This window comes from Breoghania sp., assembly GCF_963674635.1.
Lineage (GTDB): Bacteria > Pseudomonadota > Alphaproteobacteria > Rhizobiales > Stappiaceae > Breoghania.
Window position 1 is genome coordinate 3,208,716 of record NZ_OY771475.1, and the last position, 20,705, is coordinate 3,229,420.

General features: G+C 64.3%; 15 protein-coding genes. 9 read left to right on the top strand and 6 right to left on the bottom strand.

Translation table 11 applies throughout. The annotated features are described in order from the left end of the window. Positions 1–353: 353 nt before the first annotated feature. From rsmI to cysK, 3 genes are all read left to right on the top strand, one after another. On the top strand, positions 354–1,319 hold the full coding sequence (gene rsmI / locus ABGM93_RS13955) for a 16S rRNA (cytidine(1402)-2'-O)-methyltransferase (protein ID WP_321500393.1): 966 nt from the start codon (positions 354–356) through the stop codon (positions 1,317–1,319). Continuing rightward, positions 1,300–1,698: a YraN family protein gene (locus tag ABGM93_RS13960; protein ID WP_321500395.1), complete on the top strand. Its 399-nt coding sequence runs from the start codon at positions 1,300–1,302 to the stop codon at positions 1,696–1,698. The genes rsmI and ABGM93_RS13960 overlap by 20 nt, the downstream gene beginning before the upstream one ends. A gap of 272 nt (positions 1,699–1,970) precedes the next feature. Beyond that, the gene (gene cysK, locus ABGM93_RS13965) at positions 1,971–2,933 is read left to right on the top strand and encodes a cysteine synthase A (RefSeq protein ID WP_321500397.1); all 963 of its coding nucleotides are present in this window, start codon (positions 1,971–1,973) and stop codon (positions 2,931–2,933) included. Between the two features lie 90 nt (positions 2,934–3,023). Here the strand turns inward: cysK and trpS are convergent, their stop codons facing one another. From trpS to mutS, 4 genes are all read right to left on the bottom strand, one after another. Next, the gene (gene trpS, locus ABGM93_RS13970; protein WP_321500399.1) at positions 3,024–4,073 is read right to left on the bottom strand and encodes a tryptophan--tRNA ligase; all 1,050 of its coding nucleotides are present in this window, start codon (positions 4,071–4,073) and stop codon (positions 3,024–3,026) included. Between the two features lie 118 nt (positions 4,074–4,191). Next, positions 4,192–5,766 (bottom strand): murein biosynthesis integral membrane protein MurJ, encoded by a 1,575-nt coding sequence (gene murJ / locus ABGM93_RS13975; RefSeq protein WP_321500402.1) that lies wholly within the window; start codon positions 5,764–5,766, stop codon positions 4,192–4,194. After that, a complete protein-coding gene (locus ABGM93_RS13980) occupies positions 5,763–8,570 on the bottom strand; it encodes a [protein-PII] uridylyltransferase (protein WP_321500404.1) in 2,808 nt (935 codons plus the stop codon). Before ABGM93_RS13980 ends, murJ begins: the two co-directional genes overlap by 4 nt. A gap of 230 nt (positions 8,571–8,800) precedes the next feature. After that, positions 8,801–11,527, bottom strand: a complete 2,727-nt coding sequence (gene mutS, locus ABGM93_RS13985; RefSeq protein ID WP_321500406.1) for a DNA mismatch repair protein MutS — start codon at positions 11,525–11,527, stop codon at positions 8,801–8,803. A 135-nt stretch (positions 11,528–11,662) separates the two neighbouring features. Here mutS and ABGM93_RS13990 point away from each other — a divergent pair, with 135 nt between their 5' ends. Then, the gene (locus ABGM93_RS13990; protein WP_321500408.1) at positions 11,663–13,942 is read left to right on the top strand and encodes an NADP-dependent malic enzyme; all 2,280 of its coding nucleotides are present in this window, start codon (positions 11,663–11,665) and stop codon (positions 13,940–13,942) included. A 58-nt stretch (positions 13,943–14,000) separates the two neighbouring features. Here ABGM93_RS13990 and ABGM93_RS13995 read toward each other — a convergent pair whose 3' ends face one another. After that, positions 14,001–14,210 (bottom strand): DUF1508 domain-containing protein, encoded by a 210-nt coding sequence (locus tag ABGM93_RS13995; protein WP_319774946.1) that lies wholly within the window; start codon positions 14,208–14,210, stop codon positions 14,001–14,003. Between the two features lie 362 nt (positions 14,211–14,572). Between ABGM93_RS13995 and ABGM93_RS14000 the strand changes: the two genes are divergently transcribed. The 5 genes from ABGM93_RS14000 (at position 14,573) to ABGM93_RS14020 (ending at position 19,768) form a co-directional block, all read left to right on the top strand. After that, the gene (locus ABGM93_RS14000; RefSeq protein ID WP_321500409.1) at positions 14,573–15,238 is read left to right on the top strand and encodes a phosphoribosylanthranilate isomerase; all 666 of its coding nucleotides are present in this window, start codon (positions 14,573–14,575) and stop codon (positions 15,236–15,238) included. Continuing rightward, positions 15,235–16,449: a tryptophan synthase subunit beta gene (gene trpB, locus ABGM93_RS14005; RefSeq protein ID WP_321500411.1), complete on the top strand. Its 1,215-nt coding sequence runs from the start codon at positions 15,235–15,237 to the stop codon at positions 16,447–16,449. The genes ABGM93_RS14000 and trpB overlap by 4 nt, the downstream gene beginning before the upstream one ends. A 138-nt stretch (positions 16,450–16,587) precedes the next feature. Then, a complete protein-coding gene (gene trpA, locus ABGM93_RS14010; RefSeq protein ID WP_319774773.1) occupies positions 16,588–17,439 on the top strand; it encodes a tryptophan synthase subunit alpha in 852 nt (283 codons plus the stop codon). A gap of 48 nt (positions 17,440–17,487) precedes the next feature. Continuing rightward, a complete protein-coding gene (gene accD / locus ABGM93_RS14015) occupies positions 17,488–18,405 on the top strand; it encodes an acetyl-CoA carboxylase, carboxyltransferase subunit beta (RefSeq protein WP_321500414.1) in 918 nt (305 codons plus the stop codon). A 43-nt stretch (positions 18,406–18,448) separates the two neighbouring features. Continuing rightward, positions 18,449–19,768, top strand: a complete 1,320-nt coding sequence (locus ABGM93_RS14020; RefSeq protein ID WP_321500416.1) for a folylpolyglutamate synthase/dihydrofolate synthase family protein — start codon at positions 18,449–18,451, stop codon at positions 19,766–19,768. 10 nt (positions 19,769–19,778) lie between these two features. On the opposite strand, the gene ABGM93_RS14025 is transcribed toward ABGM93_RS14020, so the two are convergent. Next, positions 19,779–20,675, bottom strand: coding sequence for a bifunctional helix-turn-helix domain-containing protein/methylated-DNA--[protein]-cysteine S-methyltransferase (locus tag ABGM93_RS14025; protein WP_321505902.1), 897 nt, complete (start codon positions 20,673–20,675; stop codon positions 19,779–19,781). Positions 20,676–20,705 lie beyond the last annotated feature (30 nt).

Below are 20,705 nucleotides of genomic sequence, written 5' to 3' on the forward strand. Positions count from 1 at the left end.
CTTATCCTTCCCCGAACGTCCCAAGTCTTTACGAAAGAATGCCGAATTCTGGCGATTTGGCGAAAGCCTGTCAAAAGGTTCGCGTAAATCGTCTCATCGGCGCGGGAGATCGATCCTCGAATGTACCGGTCGCCCGCTGCCCGCATCATTACATGCGTTGCCATTTGCAGGCCTGACCATTGCCCCGCTAAAAGGATTGCAGCACCGCAACCGGTGCACATGCCTCACGGGCGGGTCATGGCGCATTTGTTCGCAACAGGCAAGGCCGTGAATCGCCGCAAACTCGCAAAACCCGCCGTGAGACATCCATTAAATGCCAGCAACAGCGAACTGGCGATACCGGAAACATGCATATGGCAAGCAAATCGGCAGACGCACACGATCTCTCCGGCCCCAAAGCGGAGACCCGCGACCGGCGCTTCGCCATCGGCGTCACCAGCTTCAACGCTCCGGCTGCGGAACCGGCGCTTCATATCGTCTCTACCCCCATCGGGAATCTTGGCGATATCACGGTTCGCGCGCTGGAGACGCTGGCAGGATGCGATCTGGTGGCCTGCGAAGACACCCGCGTCACCCGCGTCCTGATGGAGCGCTACGGCCTCTCCACCCCGCTCATCGCCTATCACGAACACAATGCCACCAAGACCGGTCCGAAGCTTCTGGCCGCCCTCGACGAGGGCAAGGCGGTGGCAATCGTCTCAGATGCAGGCACGCCGCTCATTTCCGATCCCGGCTACCGGCTGGTCGGCGCGGCGGTGGAAGCCGGGCACAAGGTGATCCCGACACCGGGCGCCTCCGCCATGCTGGCCGCGCTCGTGGGCGCGGGGCTTCCCAGCGACACGATCCTGTTTGCAGGCTTCCTGCCGCCGAAAAAATCCGCACGTCTCGCCCGGCTTGAGGAGCTGAAGGGGGTGAGCGCCACGACGGTCTTTTACGAATCACCCCGACGCCTTTCGGCAACCCTTGCCGACATGATCGAGGCGCATGGTCCCGATCACCGGGTCTGTGTGGCGCGCGAACTCACCAAACGCTTCGAGACCTTCGAGCGCGGAACGCTTGGCGAGGTCGCAGGCCGCTTTGCAGAGACGCCCAAGGGTGAGATCGTGATCGTGCTCGCGCCCGCGCAGGCAAGAGAAGTGGATGCGGCGGATGTGGAGGAGATGTTGCGCGAGGCGCTTTTCGACATGCCGGTAAGCGCGGCCGCCGCCCATGTCGCCAAGCGGACCGGGGGAGACCGCAAGGCGCTCTACAAGCAGGCATTGGCGATCCGGAAGGCATCCGAGGGGGGAGAGACGGGGAATGCGGGGGAGGAAGACTGAGCCGGACCGACATGCCGGGGCAACGCGCCGGGCGGCCTATCGGCTGGGGCTTTCGGCCGAGGGACGGGCAAGCCTCTGGCTGCGGTTGAAGGGATACCGCGTTCTGGCCAAGCGCTACCGCACGCCGCGCGGGGAAATCGATCTCATCGTGCGCCGGGGCCGGACCATCGCCTTTGTGGAGGTCAAAGCGCGCAGCACACGGGCGGCTGCGCTGGAGGCGATCACCGGCCGCGCACAATACCGGATCGTGGAGGCCGCCCATTTGTGGCTCGCGCGCCATCCGCACCTGACGGATTTCACCCTTCGCTTCGATGCGGTTCTGGTCACCCCGCGCCAGGTGCCGCATCATGTGGCCAACGCCTGGGAGGCACATCGCTGAGGGAGGCGAACGGACTGGGGAGGAACTGGAACAATATTTGGCTACTCAAGAGCTTATGGCCGAATGTGAGCATGATTTTGCTCTTTATCTATTGATAATAGAATAAATTACCCTTCATGGCCTTTGCCGGTCCCCTTACCGAACTGGTGGGACGGGGCGGGCCGCACTAGACTCCACGCCCAGAACAGCCCGGATAAATGAAATCATCCGAGCCGCAGCAAAGCCCGACGACAGAGCGGGCGGGGCTTCAATTTGAAAAAGGGAGCGCACCGATGAGCGACAAGCCCGGACGCGGACAGATTTACAATTCCATCATCGACACCATCGGCAACACGCCGCTTGTCCGTCTCGACAAGTTGGCGAAGGCGGAAGGTGTCGAGGCCAATCTTCTGGCCAAGCTCGAATTCTTCAACCCCCTCGCCAGCGTGAAGGACCGTATCGGCTTTGCGATGATCGAGGCGATGGAGGCCGCCGGCCAGATCACGCCGGGCGTATCCACCCTGATCGAGCCGACCTCGGGCAATACCGGCATCGGCCTTGCCTTTGTGGCGGCCGCCCGCGGCTATCGCCTCATTCTGGTGATGCCGGAGACCATGTCCATCGAACGCCGCAAGATGCTGGCGCTTCTGGGCGCGGATCTGGAACTGACCGAGGGCGCCAAGGGCATGAAGGGTGCGGTGGCGCGCGCGGAGGAAATGGTGAAGGAAATCCCGAACGCGGTGATCCCCCAGCAGTTCGAGAACCCGGCGAACCCGGCCATCCATTCGCGCACCACGGCGGAGGAAATCTGGAACGACACCGACGGCAAGGTCGACGCCTTCATTTCCGGCATCGGCACCGGCGGCACGATCACCGGCGTCGGCAGGGTTCTGAAAGAGCGCAAGCCGGACGTGAAGGTGATCGCGGTGGAGCCGACGGACAGCCCGGTCCTGTCGGGCGGCGCACCGGGCCCGCACAAGATCCAGGGCATCGGCGCAGGTTTCGTGCCGGGCGTGCTGGACACCGAAATCTATGACGAGGTGGTGAAGATCTCCAACGACGACGCCTTCACCATGGCCCGGCTTGTGGCGAAAACGGAAGGCGTGCCGGTCGGCATTTCCTCCGGCGCGGCGATCACCGCGGCAATCGAGGTTGGCAAGCGGCCGGAGATGAAGGGCAAGAACATCGTCATCATCATCCCCTCCTTTGCCGAGCGTTATCTCTCCACCGCTCTCTTCGAGGGCTTTGGAGAATAGGCCGTCCGACCAAGGTCGCCACCGCACACAAAAACGCCCCGGCGGATCTCTCCGCCGGGGCGTTTCTATTTTCAGGCCTCGACGGCGCGCTTACTTGCGCGTCGAAACGAAGCCGACGATGTCCTTCACGCCCCGCAGCACGGGCCGCGCAATGGCATCGGCGCGTTCCGCACCATCGGCCAGAACGCCGTCGATAAAGCCCGGATCGTCCTTGAGGCGACGCATTTCATCGGCGATGGGCGAGAGCTTCGCGACCGCCAGATCGGCCAGCGCCGGCTTGAAGGTGGAAAACTGCGCACCGGCATGGTCCTTCAGCACTGAAGCGACGTCCGTGTCCGCAAGGGCAGCATAGATGCCGACAAGGTTCGCCGCATCGGGACGCTCCTTCAGGCCGTCCTCCTCGGCGGGAAGCGGCTCGGTGTCGGTCTTGGCCTTGCGGATCTTCTTGGCGATCGCGTCAGCATCGTCGGTCAGATTGATGCGGGCGAGATCGGAGGGGTCCGACTTCGACATCTTCTTGGTGCCATCGCGCAGGCTCATCACGCGCGTCGCCGCGCCGGAAATGAGCGGCTCGGTCATCGGGAAATAGCCCTCATCCGCGCCAAGTCCCAGTTCGGCAATGCGCTCGGCATAGTCGTTGTTGAACTTGGCCGCGATGTCGCGCGTCAGCTCCAGATGCTGCTTCTGATCCTCGCCCACCGGCACATGGGTGGCCTTGTAGAGCAGGATATCGGCGGCCATCAGACTGGGATAGACGAACAGACCGGCGGAAGCGTTCTCGCGGTTCTTGCCCGCCTTCTCCTTGAACTGGGTCATGCGACTGAGCCAGCCCATGCGTGCAATGCAGTTGAACACCCAGGCAAGTTCGGCATGGCCGGAAACCTGGCTCTGGTTGAAGATGATCGCTCCCTTGGGATCGATCCCGGCGGCAATATAGGCGGAGGCGACTTCGCGGATCGCAGCCTGAAGAGCGGCCGGGTCCTGCCAGACCGTGATGGCATGCATGTCGACGACGCAATAAACGCAATTGTGGGTCGACTGCAGACCCGCAAACCGCTTGATCGCACCGAGATAGTTGCCGAGGTGGAGATTGCCGGACGGTTGGACGCCGGAAAACACGCGAGCTTCAAACGCACTCATCGATGGGTAACCCTTCGTAAAATACCTGCTCCGGTGGAGAGAGCCTGCGCGTTATCGCCGGGGCCGGGGCCCGGCGCAAGGGTTTTGGGTGCGTGTTTTTGCACCGCAGCGCGTCTCGTCAGCCTTTTCGCGCCCTGCGGCGGTTGAGCGCCGCCTTGAGATACCCCATGAGATCGGAGGCACCGGTCAACTGCACGAAAAGCGCGAAGGTGACCATTCCGGCCACAACCAGACCGGCCAGGCTTGCAAACCGCATCGCCAGCGTTCCCGTGGCGAAAATGCCGGAAAGAGGCAGCCATCCGACAAAGACCACCGCCCCCATCAAGACGCTGGCCAGAAACAGCAGCGGCAGGCGCTTTTTCAAGGCCGCATCGGGCACGAACTGGTCGCGCCGCCACAGCATGAAGATCAGCAAGGCCGCATTGACCCAACCGGCAAGCGAGCCCGCCAGCGCAATGCCGACATGGGCAAGGATCGGCGCCAGCAGCAATGCGCCACCCACATTGATCACCATCCCCGCGCCCGCAAACCACATCGGCGTCGTGGTGTCCTCGCGCGCGAAGAAGGCGGGCGAGAAGACCTTGATCAGCACGAACGCGGGCAGACCGAGCCCGTAGGCGGCCAGCGCAGACGTGGTGGCCGAGACATCCTCGGGGGTAAAGGCCCCGCGCTGGAACAGCACGTCGATGATCGGATGGGGGATGACGATCAGGGCAATGGCGGCGGGCAGGGTCAGCGCGAGGCCGAATTCCAGCGCGCGGTTCTGCGTGGCGAGCGCGGCGCGGGCATTGCCGGAGCGCAGAAGCCTTGAAAGGTCGGGCAGCAGCACCACGCCGATGGCAATGCCGACGATGCCGAGCGGCAACTGATAGACGCGATCGGCGTAATAGAGATAGGAGACCGCACCGGCCTGCGTGGAGGCGATGATGGTGCCGACCGCGATGTTGATCTGGGTGATGCCACCGGCCACCGCACCGGGCAGCCCCAGTTTCCATAGCCGCTTCACCCCGAACGTATACCGCGGACGGCGCAGCCTGATCGGAAAGCCGAAGCGTTTCAGCGCATAGGCGAGCGAGGCGAGCTGAACAACGCCCGCAAGCGCCACGCCGCCCGCCAGAACCATGCCGGAGGCATGGCTCGCATCGAGCCCGAGAACCGCGATCATCGACAGGACCGCAATCATCACGATGTTGAGCAGAACAGGGGCCAGCGCGGACGCCGTGTAGCGGTTGAAGGTGTTGAGGATGCCGCCGGTCAGCGCGATCAGCGACATGCACAGCAGATAGGGAAAGGTGATGCGCGAGAGCAGCACCGCCAGATCGAATTTCTCCGCGTCGTCGGTAAATCCGGGCGCCAGCACCCAGACGAGCGCCGGCATGGCGATCTCGGCCAGCGCGGTCAGCCCCACCAGAAGCCAGAAGAGCGCGGCCAGAACTTCTTCCGCAAAGCGGCGCGCGCCGTCGCGACCATCCTCTTCCAGCGAGCGGGCAAAGAGCGGGACGAAGGCGGAGTTGAACGCGCCTTCGGCAAAAAGCCTGCGGAAGAGGTTGGGCAGGCGGAAAGCCACGAAAAAGGCGTCGGCCACCGGGCCGGTTCCGATAAACCCGGCGATCATCACGTCACGCATGAAGCCCAGCACGCGGCTGGCGGCGGTGGCGCCACCGACAGTGGCGAAGTTGCGAAGCAGGCTCATTTGACGGACGCCACAGCGCGCTGTCCGGGCTTTGCGGCCCGGGCCCGGCCCTCGCCGTCAAAGGCTTCGGTGAGCCGCTGACGGATGGTCGCCTGACGCGTGATGTTGGAGATTTTCTGACCGGTCAGATCGGTGACATAGAAGACGTCCACCGCCCGCTCGCCGAAGGTCGCCACATGGGCGGAGGCAATATTGAGATTGAGGGAGGAGATCTCGCGGGTGAGGTCGTAGAGCAGGCCCGGACGGTCGAGACCCGACATTTCCAGAACCGTGTGGTTCTCGGAGACGGAATTCTTCACCAGCACCTCGGTTTCCAGATGGAAGGCGCGGACCCGGCTGCGCCCCATGCTCTTGTGCGCAACACTCTCCGGCAACTTCTCCTCACCGCTCAGCGCGCCGCGGATGATGTTCGTCACCCGTTCGCCGCGGCGGCGCTCATCGGCATCATCCGGCAATTCGCGTGTGACGAAGATCGTGTCCAGCGCCAGTCCGTCTGTGGTGGTGTAGATCTGCGCATCGACGATATTCGCGCCCGCGACCGAACAGGCCCCTGCAATGGTGGAAAGCAGGCGCGGATGGTCGGGCGCAAGCACCGTGATTTCGGTGACGCCTTCGAAGGCATGGGGGTGGACGCGCGTGGCCAGCCGGTTGTCGGAGATGTCGGCGGCGCGAATGAGCTCGGCGTGGACAAGCTGATCCTTCAGATCCACCCGGACCCAATAGGCGGGGTAGTGGCGAGCGCGGTAGGCGGCGATTTCCGTCTCGCTCCAGCCTTTCAGCTTCTCGATGAGCTTGGACTGCGCGGCCGCGACCGGTCCTTCGCCGACATTGGGCGAGCCGCCGGAAAGCCGTGTCTCGGTTTCATAGTAGAGCGTGCGCAGGAGCTGCCCCTTCCAGCCGGTGAAGACGCCAGGGCCCACAGCCTTGATGTCGGCGACGGTGAGGATCAGCAACAGCTTGAGGCGTTCCGGCGTCTGAACGACCCCCGCGAAATCGGCGATGGTCTTCTGATCGTTCAGATCGCGCGACTGGGCGACCGTGCTCATGAGCAGATGATGCTCGATGAGCCAGCTCACCGTTTCCGTCTCGCCCGGCGTCAGACCGAGGCGCGGACACAGGCGCTTTGCGATGCGCGCGCCGACAATGGAATGATCTTCCGGGCGGCCCTTGGCGATGTCGTGGAGGAACAGCGCGACATAGAGCACACGGCGGTTCTGGATCTCCTTGATGAGCCCGGTGGCCAGCGGATGATCGTCGCCGCGCTCGCCGCGTTCCAGCTCCGACAAGACGCCGATGGCGCGCAGCAGATGCTCGTCGACCGTGTAGTGATGATACATGTTGAACTGCATCATCGCCTCGACCTTCCCGAAATCGGGAATGAAACGCGACAGCACGCCCGTCTCGCTCATCCGGCGCAGCACCGTTTCCGGGTCATTGCGCGAGGTCAGGATGTTGATGAAAAGCCGGTTGGCTTCGCCGTTGTTGCGCAGATCCTTGTCGATCAGCCGCCGTGAGCGGCGCACCAGACGCATGGCGTCGGGGTGAAAAAGCAGATCATGACGCTCGGCCAGCGCGAAGATGCGGATCAGATTGACCGGATCGCGCTCGAAGACCTGATCGCCGGTGATGTTCAGGCGCTGGTTCTCGACCACGAAATCCGTGGTGCCGTCCAGCGGCCGGCTGCGGCGTGAACCGCGCAGGACGCCCAGAAACCGCGAGAGGCCCGGCGTGTGCTTGACGTGCTTTTCTTCCAGGTCGGCACACAGGATACGGGTCAGATCGCCCACATCCTTGGCGACGAGGAAATAGTGCTTCATGAAGCGTTCGACGTCGCGCTGGCCGGGATGTTCGGTGTAGCCGAGGCGCTGGGCGATCTCGCGCTGGATATCGAAGGAAAGCCGTTCCTCGGCCCGCTTGGTCAGGAAGTGCATGTGGCAGCGCACCGCCCAGAGGAAATCCTCGCATTGCAGAAAACGCTTGTTTTCGCGCTTGGAAAAGACCCCCGCCTTCACCATCTCGCTGCCTGACTGGACCTGATAGGCGTATTTGGCGATCCAGAAGAGCGTGTTGAGGTCGCGAAGGCCGCCCTTGCCCTCTTTCACATTGGGCTCCACCAGATAGCGCGAGGCGCCCTGGCGGCGGTGGCGCTCATCGCGCTCGGCCAGTTTCGCGGTGACGAATTCGGTCGCCGTGCCCTTCACCACAGAATCGTTGAAGCTCTTGATCAGATTGTCATAAAGTGGCTGATCGCCCCACAGGAAGCGGGCTTCCAGAATGGCGGTGCGGATGGTCATGTCGGAGCGCGACAGGCGCACGCAATCATCCACCGAACGCGTGGCATGGCCGACCTTCAGGCCCAGATCCCACAGCATGTAGAGGATGTATTCCACCACCTGCTCGCCCCAGGGCGTCTGCTTGTAGGGCAGCACGAAGAGCAGATCGACGTCCGACCCCGGCGCCAGCGTGCCGCGACCGTAGCCGCCGGTCGCCACCACGGCCATGTGCTCGGCGGAAGATGCGTTTGTCACCCGATAGACGTGCCAGATGGCGAAGTCGTAGATGACACGGATGATCTCGTCCTGCACATGGGCGAGCCGGTTGGCGCAGCGCAGCCCCCCGCCATCCTCGCGCAGGCGGCGCTCCACCTCGTCACGCCCGGCCTGGTAGGCGAGCTTCAGTTCCGCCAGCACCTGACTGCGGACCCTGGGATCGGAACCATCCCCATCCTTCGTCAGGCCAGACAGCTTGTCCCGCAAGCCATCGGCATCGATCAATCCGGCGAAAATGTCGCTCTTGCTTGTCATGAGGCGGGGTCCGCAAACAGAGATTCGCGCAAGGTTATAGCAGCGTCAGACACAACACACGCGCCGCTTTTGCGGGCAGGCATGCAAAAACGGCAATTGCCATGCCCGGGCTCCGGTCACGTGCCTCACAGCCCGACGGGTCACCGTCACGCATAGCACCATTCGCGAGCCGGGCCGTCAGCCTGAATCCGTACTGCACCGCCGGCCCGCCAAATGGCGGCCCGCCGATTTCAGCCGTTCTGCTCCGTCCGCGCCGCCTTCAGCCGGTAAAGCGCCTCCTGCGCCTGCCGGGGGGTCATATCGTCCGGATCGAGCGTATCGAGAAGCGCGCCCAGCGCATCGTCGAGGGGACCGGCGGCCGCCTGAGGCTTTGCGACATGGGCGGCAAAGAGCGGCAGATCGTCGATCAGCGCTTCAGCGGGGGCACTTCGATCCTGTTCCTCAAGCTGGGTGAGAACAGCGCGGGCCCGCTCCACCACCGCGGCTGGCAGGCCCGCCAGCTTGGCGACCTGGATGCCGTAGGAGCGATCCGCCGCACCCGGCACGATCTCGTGCAGGAAGACCACATCGCCCTGCCACTCCTTGACCTTGACGGTGGCGTTTTCCAGCCGGTCGAGACGCTGGGAGAGCGCAGTCAGTTCGTGATAGTGGGTGGCGAAAAGGGCGCGGGCCCGGTTGACCTCGTGCAGATGCTCGATCGCGGCCCAGGCGATGGAGAGCCCGTCAAAGGTCGCCGTTCCGCGCCCGATTTCATCGAGGATCACCAGCGAGCGCTCGCCCGCCTGATTGAGGATGGCCGCCGTTTCCACCATCTCCACCATGAAGGTGGAGCGTCCGCGCGCCAGATCGTCCGCGGCCCCCACGCGGGAAAACAGCCGGTCCACCACACCCAGATGGGCATAGGAGGCCGGCACGAAGGAGCCGATCTGGGCGAGAACGGCAATCAGTGCGTTCTGGCGCAGGAAGGTCGACTTACCGGCCATGTTGGGACCGGTCACCAGCCAGATCCGGCCATTGCCTCCCGCCGCCCCCGCCTGGGCATCCGGCCCCAGATCGCAGTCATTGGCCACGAAAGGCTCGCCGCTGTCACGCCTGAGCGCCTGTTCCACCACCGGGTGACGCCCGCCCTTTATGTCGAAGGCAAGACTGTCATCGACCAGCGGGCGGGCATAGCCTTCCGCTTCCGCCAGCGTCGCCAGCGCCGCCGTGACATCGAGCACGGCAAGGGCCTCGGCGGCCGCCTTGATCGCATCGCCCGCAGCCACGATGGCCGCCGTCAGATCGGCGAAGACGGCTTGCTCGATGCCGAGCGAGCGGTCGCCGGCATTGGCGATCTTGGTTTCCAGATCGCTCAGTTCGGTGGTGGTGAAACGCATCGCGCCCGCCATGGTCTGGCGGTGGATGAAGGTGCCGGGATCGGCGGTCAGCTTGTCGGCATGGGCGGCGGGCACTTCGATGAACCAGCCGAGCACGTTGTTGTGCTTGATCTTGAGCGCGCGGATGCCTGCGGTGACCGAATAGTCGTTCTGGAGCCGGGCAATGACCTTGCGGCTTTCGTCGCGAAGCTGGCGCAATTCATCGAGTTCCGCCGAATACCCTTCGCGCACGAAGCCGCCGTCGCGCTTCAGGAGCGGCAATTCGTCGGCCAGCGCACGGGCAAGCGTATCGGTCAGATCGCGCGGGGAGGCCGCAAGAGCGCGTGTGGCGGCGTCCAGCTCCTTCGGCGGCGCGCCGGGGCAGGCGGCCATGAGATCAGCGATCGCGTGGCCCGCTTCAAGCCCGTGCCGGATGGCAGCGAGATCGCGGGGGCCCGCACGATCCATCGCGATGCGCGAGAGCGCGCGCGGCATGTCGGGCGCCTGACGCAGCGCCGCGCGCAGGCGATCGCGCAGCAACGTGTCCTCGTGGAGGAAGGCGAGTGAATCGTGGCGGTCCGAGATTTCCTGAGGATCGGTCAGCGGCGCCGCCAGACGGCCCGCCAGCAGGCGCGAGCCGCCGCCGGTCACGGTGCGGTCGATCACGGAGAGAAGCGAACCGGTCTTTTCGCCCGACAATGTGCGCACCAGTTCCAGATTGGCGCGGGTCGCAGGGTCGATGAGCATGGCGCGTCCGGCGTGGTCGCGCTGGGGCGCATCGAGCGGCGGGCGCTGGCCGAGCTGCGTCTTTTCCACGTAGGCGACGACCGCAGAGGCCGCACAAAGTTCCGCCCGCGTGAACGCGCCGAAGCCGTCGAGCGTGGCGACGCGGAAGAAGCCCGCCAGCCGGTCGGCCGCGGTTGCGCCATCGAAAAGCGCGCGCGCGACCGGGGTCACCGACCCGCGCAGGTTCTGCCAGATCGGGCGCAGATCCGCGTCATCGTCAAGCACGTCGGGAATGACGATCTCGCTTGCATCGATGCGGGCAAGTTCCGCGGGAAGGCTGATCGCGTCGGCCTCCGTCACCCGGAAGGCGCCGGTGGAAATGTCGATCCAGGCAAGCCCGAAGGTTCCGGCCCCTTCGCCGGTGCGAAGACGCGACACGGCAGCCAGGTAATTGTTCGCGCCCGCATCGAGCAGGCGGTCCTCGGTCAGGGTGCCGGGGGTGACGAGACGCACCACGTCGCGGCGCACCACCGATTTGGAGCCCCGCTTCTTGGCCTCTGCCGGATCTTCCATCTGTTCGCAAACAGCGACGCGATGGCCCAGCGCGATCAGCTTCTGGAGATAGTCGTCGGCGGCGTGGATCGGCACGCCGCACATCGGAATATCCTCGCCCAGATGCTTGCCGCGCTTTGTCAGCGTGATGCCGAGCGCGCGCGACGCCGTCTCCGCATCCTCGAAGAACAGTTCGTAGAAGTCCCCCATCCGATAGAACAGAAGGCTATCGGGGTTGGCGGTCTTGATCTCGATATACTGCTCCATCATCGGCGTGGCTTGCCGGGGCGCAGTGGACTTGGTTGTGGTGGCGGTGCTCGTCATGGCGGCGACGTTAGCAAAATGAATAACGAGTTTCATCGTCGTGCGGGCCAAGCTTTCCTTGTGGCACCTGTTTTCGGGGGATAATCTGCGCGCCACTTGAAACGGCGGAAGCCGGACATCATCGGGAGGAAATCGATGTCGCCACGAAACCCGACATCCAAGAGCGGCTTGTCTTTCACGGATCAGGAGGCGCTCCTGTTCCATCAGGAGGGCAAGCCGGGCAAGCTGGAAATCGTGCCGACAAAGCCGATGGCCACTCAGCGCGACCTGTCGCTGGCCTATTCGCCCGGTGTCGCCGTTCCGGTTCTCGCCATCAAGGACGATCCCTCCCGCGCCTTCGACTACACCGCCCGCGGCAATCTTGTGGCGGTCATCACCAATGGGTCCGCCATTCTGGGCCTCGGCAATCTGGGGCCGCTGGCGGCCAAGCCGGTGATGGAAGGCAAGGCGGTGCTCTTCAAGCGATTCGCCGATGTCGATTCCATCGATCTGGAAGTCGATACCAGCGACGTGGACGAATTCATCAACTGCGTGCGCTATCTCGGCCCGACCTTCGGCGGCATCAACCTGGAAGACATCAAGGCGCCCGACTGCTTCATCATCGAAAGCCGTCTGCGCGAACTGATGGACATCCCGGTCTTTCATGACGACCAGCATGGCACGGCGATCATCGCGGTTGCCGGCCTGATCAACGCGGCCCAGATCACCGGGCGCGATATCGCCTCCATGAAAGTGGTGTGCAATGGCGCGGGCGCGGCGGGCATCGCCTGCATCGAACTGCTCAAGGCGCTGGGCGTGCCGCATGACAACGTCATCCTGTGCGACACCAAGGGAACGATCTACACGGGCCGTGAAGAAGGCATGAACCAGTGGAAGTCGGCCCATGCGGTGCCGACGGAAGCGCGCACGCTTGCGGAAGCCATGAAGGGGGCGGATGTCTTCGTGGGCGTGTCGGCCAAGGGCGCGCTGACGCCGGACATGGTCGCCTCCATGGCCGATCAGCCGATCATCTTCGCCATGGCCAACCCGGATCCGGAAATCACGCCGGAAGAGGTGGCGGCGGTGCGCGACGACGCCATCATGGCGACGGGACGTTCCGACTATCCCAACCAGGTCAACAACGTTCTGGGCTTTCCCTATATCTTCCGCGGCGCGCTCGACGTGCAGGCAACCACCATCAACGAGCCGATGAAGGTGGCCGCCGCCCAGGCGTTGGCCGCCCTGGCGCGTGAGGACGTGCCCGACGAGGTGGCCGCCGCCTACAAGGGCAACCGCCCGAAATTCGGCCCCGACTACATCATTCCCGTGCCCTTCGATCCGCGCCTGATCGCCTGCGTCTCCCCGGCTGTTGCCAAGGCGGCGATGGATTCCGGTGTGGCGCGAAAGCCCATCATCGACATGGATGCCTATGCGGCGGCGCTGAATGCGCGGCGCGATCCGGTCGCCGGCACGCTCAGCCGCATCTTCACCAAGGTGCGCTCCGCACCCAAGCGCATCGTCTTCGCCGAAGGCGAGGAGCCGCAGGTGATGCGCGCGGCCACCGCCTTCGTCGCGCAGGGGCTCGGCACCGCGATCCTGATCGGCCGCGAGGAGGAGATCCAGCGCGTGGCCACGGAGAACGGCATCGATCTCAGGCCCGGTATCGAGATCCACAACGCCCGGCTTTCCAACAAGAACCGGGATTACGCCGAATATCTTTACACGCGGCTTCAGCGGCGCGGCTACCTGCTGCGCGACTGCCAGCGGCTCGTCAACAATGACCGCAACTACTGGGCCGCGATCATGGTGGCGCGCGGCGATGCCGACGGCATGGTGACGGGCGTGACGCGCAACTATTCGGTCGCGCTCGATACGGTGCGCAAGGTGATCGACACCAAGCCCGGCCACCGGGTGATCGGCGCTTCGCTGATCCTGGCGCGCGGGCGCACGGTTCTGGTGGCGGACACGGCCGTTCACGAAATGCCGAGCGCGGAACAACTGGCCGATATCGCGGTGGAAGCCGCCCATGTGGCGCGGCGGCTGGGGTATGAACCGCGGGTCGCCATGCTTGCCTTTTCCACCTTCGGGCATCCCGACAGCGAACGCTCGGAACGGGTGCGCGAAGCGGTGGCGATGCTCGACAAGCGCCGGGTCGATTTCGAATATGACGGGGAAATGGCCGCCGACGTGGCGCTCAACGCCGACGCCATGGCCGCCTATCCGTTCTGCCGTCTGTCGGGTCCGGCCAATGTGCTGATCATGCCGGCGTTCCACGCCGCCTCGATCTCCACCAAGATGCTGCAGGAACTGGGCGGCTCCACGGTGATCGGCCCGCTTCTGGTCGGCCTCGACAAGCCGGTGCAGATCGTGCCGCTTTCCGCCAAGGACAGCGACATCGTGAACATGGCGGCGGTGACCGCCTACAACGTGACCTGACTTTCGCTCACCGATTGAAAAGACGAAGGCCCGCCCCCGCGGGCCTTCGTCCTGCCCCTCAGGCTTCCTTGGAAGCTTCTTCCTCGTCGAAGATCGAAACATCCGCGGATGTCTGCATGATCTCGATGCCACGCAAGCAATCGGCGCGCTTCTTGTAGCCTTCGCTGCTCACGGCAATCGTGTTGCCGTTGGACGCCCCGAACGACCAGCGCCACTCGCCAGCCTTGTCCTTGTACAGCCTGTAAGACGGAAACGATCTTTTCGACATGGGTTCTCCTTCCCTTGAGGGCTCTTCGATCGAAGAAAACGTGTCGAGCTCGACCGTGGCCTGCGCAAACGCGATTTCGGCCCACTCGGTACTCATCGCCCTGCGCCCGGCACCCGTGTTGCAGGAAGTGCATGGAAAGCGCCTGCGGGATTGTTCCGACCGCTTGCCGTTGCACCGTCCCTGCAACTCTGGTTCATCGGGAGCAGGTGTCAACATTCATATGCCCCTGGGGCAGATTTCTTTGCCCGGCTGCAAAAGCGCGCCCTTTCGAAGGTCCGGGATCGTCAGATCCGCTCAGGCTGTGCAAAGCAGCAAAAGCGCCTATATTCGCAAATGTCAAAACGCTTTCTTTCGGAAATCATATGCCCACCCGGATCAAGATCTGCGGACTTTCAACGCCGGAAACCATGGAAACGGCGCTGGAGGCGGGGGCCGATCTGGTCGGTCTCGTCTTCTTTCCGCCAAGCCCGCGCCATGTCTCCATGGAGCTGGCAGCCCAACTCGCCGCGCAGGCGCGCGGGCGGGCCGGAATCGTTGCGCTGACTGTCGATGCGGATGACGCGCTCATCGACGAGATCGCGAAAGAGGTCGATCCGGACATGTTCCAGCTTCACGGCAAGGAGCCGCCTGAGCGGGCGGACGCGATCCGGGCGCGCACGGGAAAGCCGGTCATGAAGGCCTTCGGCATTCGCGAGCGCGGCGATCTGGACGCGGTCGCGGCTTATTCCGGTCACATCGACCGGGTGCTCTTCGACAGCAAGCCGCCAAAGGACGCCGCCGTTCCCGGCGGAACTGGCAAGAGCTTCGACTGGCATCTCATGGAAAGCCTTGACCTCGATGCGCCCTTCATGCTTTCCGGTGGTCTCGATGCCGGAAATGTCACGCAAGCGCTTTCGATCACGGGAGCGGAGGCGGTCGACGTTTCCTCCGGCGTCGAGGCGGAACGTGGCGTCAAGGACCCGGCGCTGATCCGCGCATTCATCGAGACAGTGCACGCATTCGACAGAGAACGAGGACAGGCGAAGTGAGCCAGAAGCCGAACACGTTGCGTTCCGGACCCGACGATTCCGGTCATTTCGGCATTTACGGCGGTCGGTTTGTCGCCGAAACCCTGATGCCGCTGATCCTCGATCTGCAGGAGGCCTACGATGCGGCCAAGGCCGATCCGGCCTATGCGGCCGAGCTTGAGAACCTCAACACCTATTATACCGGCCGTCCGAGCCCGCTCTATTTCGCGGAGCGCCTGACGGAGGAGCTTGGCGGCGCGAAGATCTACTTCAAGCGCGACGAGCTGAACCACACCGGGTCTCACAAGATCAACAACTGCCTCGGCCAGATCCTGCTCGCCAAGCGCATGGGCAAGACGCGCATCATCGCCGAAACGGGCGCGGGACAGCACGGCGTGGCGACCGCGACCGTGTGCGCGCGCTTCGGGCTGCCTTGCGTGGTCTATATGGGCGCGACCGACGTGGAGCGTCAGGCGCCGAATGTCTTCCGCATGAAGCTTCTGGGCGCGGAGGTCATTCCGGTGACGGCGGGCGCGGGCACGCTGAAGGACGCGATGAACGAGGCGCTGCGCGACTGGGTGACCAATGTCGAGGACACCTATTACCTGATCGGCACCGCGGCAGGCCCGCATCCCTATCCGGAGATGGTGCGCGATTTCCAGTCGGTGATCGGGCGCGAGACGCGCGAGCAGATCATGGAAGCGGAAGGCCGCCTGCCGGATGCGCTGGTCGCCGCCGTCGGCGGCGGATCGAACGCCATCGGCCTCTTCCATCCCTTCCTCGACGACGACAGCGTGCAGATCTATGGCGTGGAAGCCGGCGGGCTCGGCCTTGAAGGCGACGAGCACTGCGCCTCGCTCAACGCGGGCAAGCCCGGCGTTCTCCATGGCAACCGCACCTATCTGCTGCAGGACGATGACGGCCAGATCTATGAGGGCCATTCGATTTCCGCCGGCCTCGACTATCCGGGCATCGGGCCGGAGCATTCCTGGCTCAATGATATCGGACGGGTGAAATACGTGCCGATCATGGACAAGGAAGCCCTGGACGCCTTCCAGCTTCTGACCCGTGTGGAAGGCATCATTCCGGCACTGGAGCCCGCGCATGCGCTGGCGCAGGTGGTCAAGCTTGCGCCGACCATGGACAAGGACCAGATCATCGTCATGAACCTGTGCGGACGTGGCGACAAGGACGTGTTCACGGTCGGAAAGATCCTCGGCTACGATTTGTGAGATAGGCCAGGCATCGGCAGTTTGCCGCGGATGGCGGCGCGCCGGTGCATTGACAGTGGGTCGCCGCACCTCCTACACCCTTACGACATTCCATGCCCGACGCGGCGCGCGGGCAGACAGACCATGGGATACATGCCGATGAGCCCGACGAACGGGACCCGGATCGACCGCCGTTTCGCCGCTTGTGCAGCCGAAGGCCGCCCGGCGCTGGTCACTTTCGTCTCAGCCGGCGACCCGGATTACGATACCTCGCTGGAAATCCTGAAGGCCCTTCCGGGCGCGGGCGCGGATATCGTGGAACTCGGCATGCCGTTTTCCGATCCCATGGCTGAAGGCCCGACCATCCAGCTCGCCTCCCAGCGCGCGCTGGCGGGTGGACAGACCATGAAGAAGACGCTCTCCATGGTCCGCACCTTCCGCGAGAGCGACAACGAGACCCCCATCGTGCTGATGGGCTACTACAATCCCATCTACGCCTATGGCAACGACGCCTTCCTGAAGGATGCGCGCGCGGCAGGCGTGGACGGGCTGATCATCGTGGATCTGCCGCCGGAAGAAGATGAAGAGCTCTGCATTCCCGCGATCGAAGCGGGCATCAACTTCATCCGTCTCGCAACCCCGACCACCGATGACAAACGGCTCCCCGCCGTTCTCGCCAACACGTCCGGCTTCGTCTATTACGTCTCCATCACCGGCATCACCGGCACGGCTGCGCCCGATGCGAACCGCGTGGCGGAGGCGGTGACCCGGATCAAGAGCCATACCTCGCTGCCCGTCGCTGTCGGTTTCGGCGTGACGTCGGCCAAGCAGGCAAAGGAAATCGGCCGCAACGCCGACGGCGTGGTCGTCGGCTCGGCAATCGTCAACGCAGTGCGCCAAAGCCTCGACGAGGACGGCCGCGCCACACAAAGGACTGTTTCTGCCGTCACAGAACTTGTCGGTGACCTCGCCAGCGGCGTGCGCGAAGCCCGCGCCGAGCCGGCGAAGTAACGGCCCTTCGGCAGACCACCCGCTTCAACTCAGATCGGAACTCACGCCGTGAACTGGATCAACAACGTCGTCCGCCCGAAAATCCAGAGTTTCCTGCAGAAACGGGACACTCCGGAAAATCTCTGGATCAAGTGCCCGGAGACGGGAGAGATGGTGTTTCATCGTGATCTGGAGCAGAACCAGTGGGTGGTTCCCAGCTCTGGCCACCACATGCGCATCAGCGCGAAGCGACGCCTTGAGTTTTTCTTCGATGGCGGCGTTTTCGAGACCCTCGAAACGCCCGAGGTCACCATCGATCCGCTGAAGTTCCGCGACGAGCGCCGTTACACCGACCGCCTGAAGGACGCCAAGACCAAGACCGGCATGGACGATGCCGTGGTCGTGGCCAGCGGGTCGGTCCAGGGCCTGCAGATCACCACCGCGGTCCAGGATTTTGCCTTTATCGGCGGGTCGCTCGGCATGGCGGCGGGTGAGGCGATCATCGCCGGTCTCGACCATGCCCGCGAGGCGGGAACGCCCTTCGTCCTGTTTGCGGCCTCCGGCGGCGCGCGCATGCAGGAAGGCATCCTCTCGCTGATGCAGATGCCGCGCACCACCGCCGCCATTCGCCTGCTGCGCGAGGCGGGCCTTCCCTATATCGTGGTGCTGACCAACCCGACCACGGGTGGCGTCACCGCGTCCTATGCGATGCTCGGCGACGTTCACATCGCCGAACCCGGTGCCCTGATCGGCTTTGCCGGGCCCCGCGTCATCGAACAGATCATCCGCGAGAAGCTGCCGGAAGGCTTCCAACGCTCGGAATACCTGTTCGATCACGGCATGGTCGACATGGTGGTGCACCGCCACGACATTCCCGAAACCGTCGCCCGCATCTGTTCGCTGTTGATGAGCAAGCCCGTCCTTGCCAAGCCGGTTGCGGCTGCTCCGGCCCAGGACGCGGAAGAAAAGGCCGACGCGGACGCCTGATCCGCGTTTCATTCCCGAAGTCCGAACCTTAGAAGATCCGCCGATGGATCATAGCACGCCTATCCTGGAGCGCCTTCTCGGTCTCCATCCGAAGGAGATCGACCTGTCGCTGGGCCGCATGCAGCGGCTTCTCGATGCCATGGGGAATCCCGAGCGGCGGCTGCCGCCGGTCTTTCATGTCGCGGGCACGAACGGCAAGGGATCGACCACGGCCTTCCTGCGCGCCATGCTGGAGGCAGCGGGAAAACGCGTTCACGTCTACACCTCGCCGCATCTGGTCCGCTTCCACGAACGCATCCGGCTGGCCCATGAGGGCGGCGGACGGATCGTGGAAGACGATGTGCTCTGCACGGCCTTGAAGGAGGTTGAGCAGATCAATGACGGCGCGCCGATCACCTTCTTCGAAATCTCCACCGCCGTCGCCATGCAGCTTTTCGCCAGCCATCCGGCGGATGTCCTGCTGCTGGAGGTCGGTCTCGGTGGACGGCTCGACGCCACCAATGTCATCGATGCCCCGCTCGCCAGCGTGATCACGCCCGTGTCGCTCGATCATGAGCGTTTTCTCGGCAGCCGGATCGAGGAAATCGGGTTCGAGAAGGCCGGTATTCTCAAGAAGGGCCGCCCCGGCGTGATCGGCCCGCAGACAGATGCCGTGCGCGAGGTGATCGAACGCGAAGCCGCCCGTGTCGGCGCCCCCTTGATGATCCACGGTCAGGACTGGATGGCGCATGAGGAACATGGCCGCCTGATCTATCAGGACGAGCAGGGCCTGCTGGACCTGCCCCGTCCGCGGCTTATCGGCAATCACCAGTTCGAAAACGCGGGAACGGCCATCGCCGCCCTGCGCGCCTCTGGCATCTGGCCGGGATCGGACGCGGTGCAGGAAGGGCTGTCCAGCGTTTCCTGGCCGGCCCGCATGCAGCGCCTGCGCGAAGGCGAACTCCTGAGCCAGATCCCGCAAGACGCGGAAGTCTGGCTCGATGGCGGGCACAATCCCGGCGCAGGCACGGTCATTTCGGCCGCCATGGCGGAGCTTGGCGACAAGGTGGATCGCCCGGTCTATCTCGTTGCGGGCATGCTCAACACCAAGGATCCCGTCGGCTTCTTCAAGGCTTTTGAAGGCCTCGCCCATTACGTGCTGACCGTGCCGATCAACACATCGCAGGCCGGGCGCACACCGGAGGAACTGGCAGGCTTTGCCGCCGAGGCCGGGCTGATCGCGGAACCGGTCGGTGACATCCCCGAGGCGCTCTTGCGCATCCGCGCGCTTTCGGCCGGCGATACCGCCCCGCGCATCTTGATGTGCGGCTCGCTCTATCTGGCCGGGGAAGTGCTCGACCTGAACGGCACCCCGCCGCGCTGAGCGGATCGGATCAGGCGGTGGCGGGCCCCGCCATGCCCGCTTCCCAGCCCAGAATGGCCTTCTTGCGGGTCAAGCCCCAGTGATAACCGCATAATGCGCCGGTCTTTCCCAGAACGCGGTGGCAGGGCACCACGAAGGATACCGGGTTCTTGCCGACCGCTGTTCCCACCGCACGCGCCGCGGAGGGCTTGCCGAGCCTTGTCGCGATATCGGAGTAGGTGGTGGCGCGCCCCAGCGGGATCGCCAGCAGTGTTTCCCAGACACGGACCTCGAAATCCGTACCGATCAGCACCACCCGCAACGGCGTGTCCGGCTGCCAGTTGTCGGGATTGAAGATCCGGGTGGCAAAGGGTGCGGTTGCGGCGCTGTCTTCCCGGTAGTCGGCATTCGGCCAGCGGCCGCGCATGTCATCCAGAGCCGCGGCCTCTTCGCCCGGATCGGCGAAGGCAAGGCCGGCGAGGCCGTGTTCGCTCACCATGATGAGCGCATGGCCGAAGGGCGAGGGGTGAAAGGCCCACCGAATGACGAGACCGCGCCCGCGCGCCCGGTAAACACCGGGAGTCATGGCCTCATGCACGACAAAGAGATCATGCAGCCGCGCGGGCCCGGAAAGGCCCACCTCGTAGCTGGTGTCCAGCACGGAAGCCGCGTCGCGCAGGAGATGGCGGGCGTGGTCCAGGGTGATCGCCTGAAGGAACTGCTTCGGCGTCAGCCCCGCCCAACGATGGAAGACCCGTTGCAGGTGCATCGCCGAAAGGCCGGTCCCGGCGGCGATCTCTTCCAGGCTCGGCTGGTCGCGCCAATTCTGCGTGATGAATTCCAGCGTCCGGCGCACGATCGCGTAATCGCTGCCCATTTCCTCACCGAGCGGTCTCAGAACCGCATTGCTGGATCGATCCAGTGCCATGGTCATGATGTCCCTCCACGCGGCAATCGC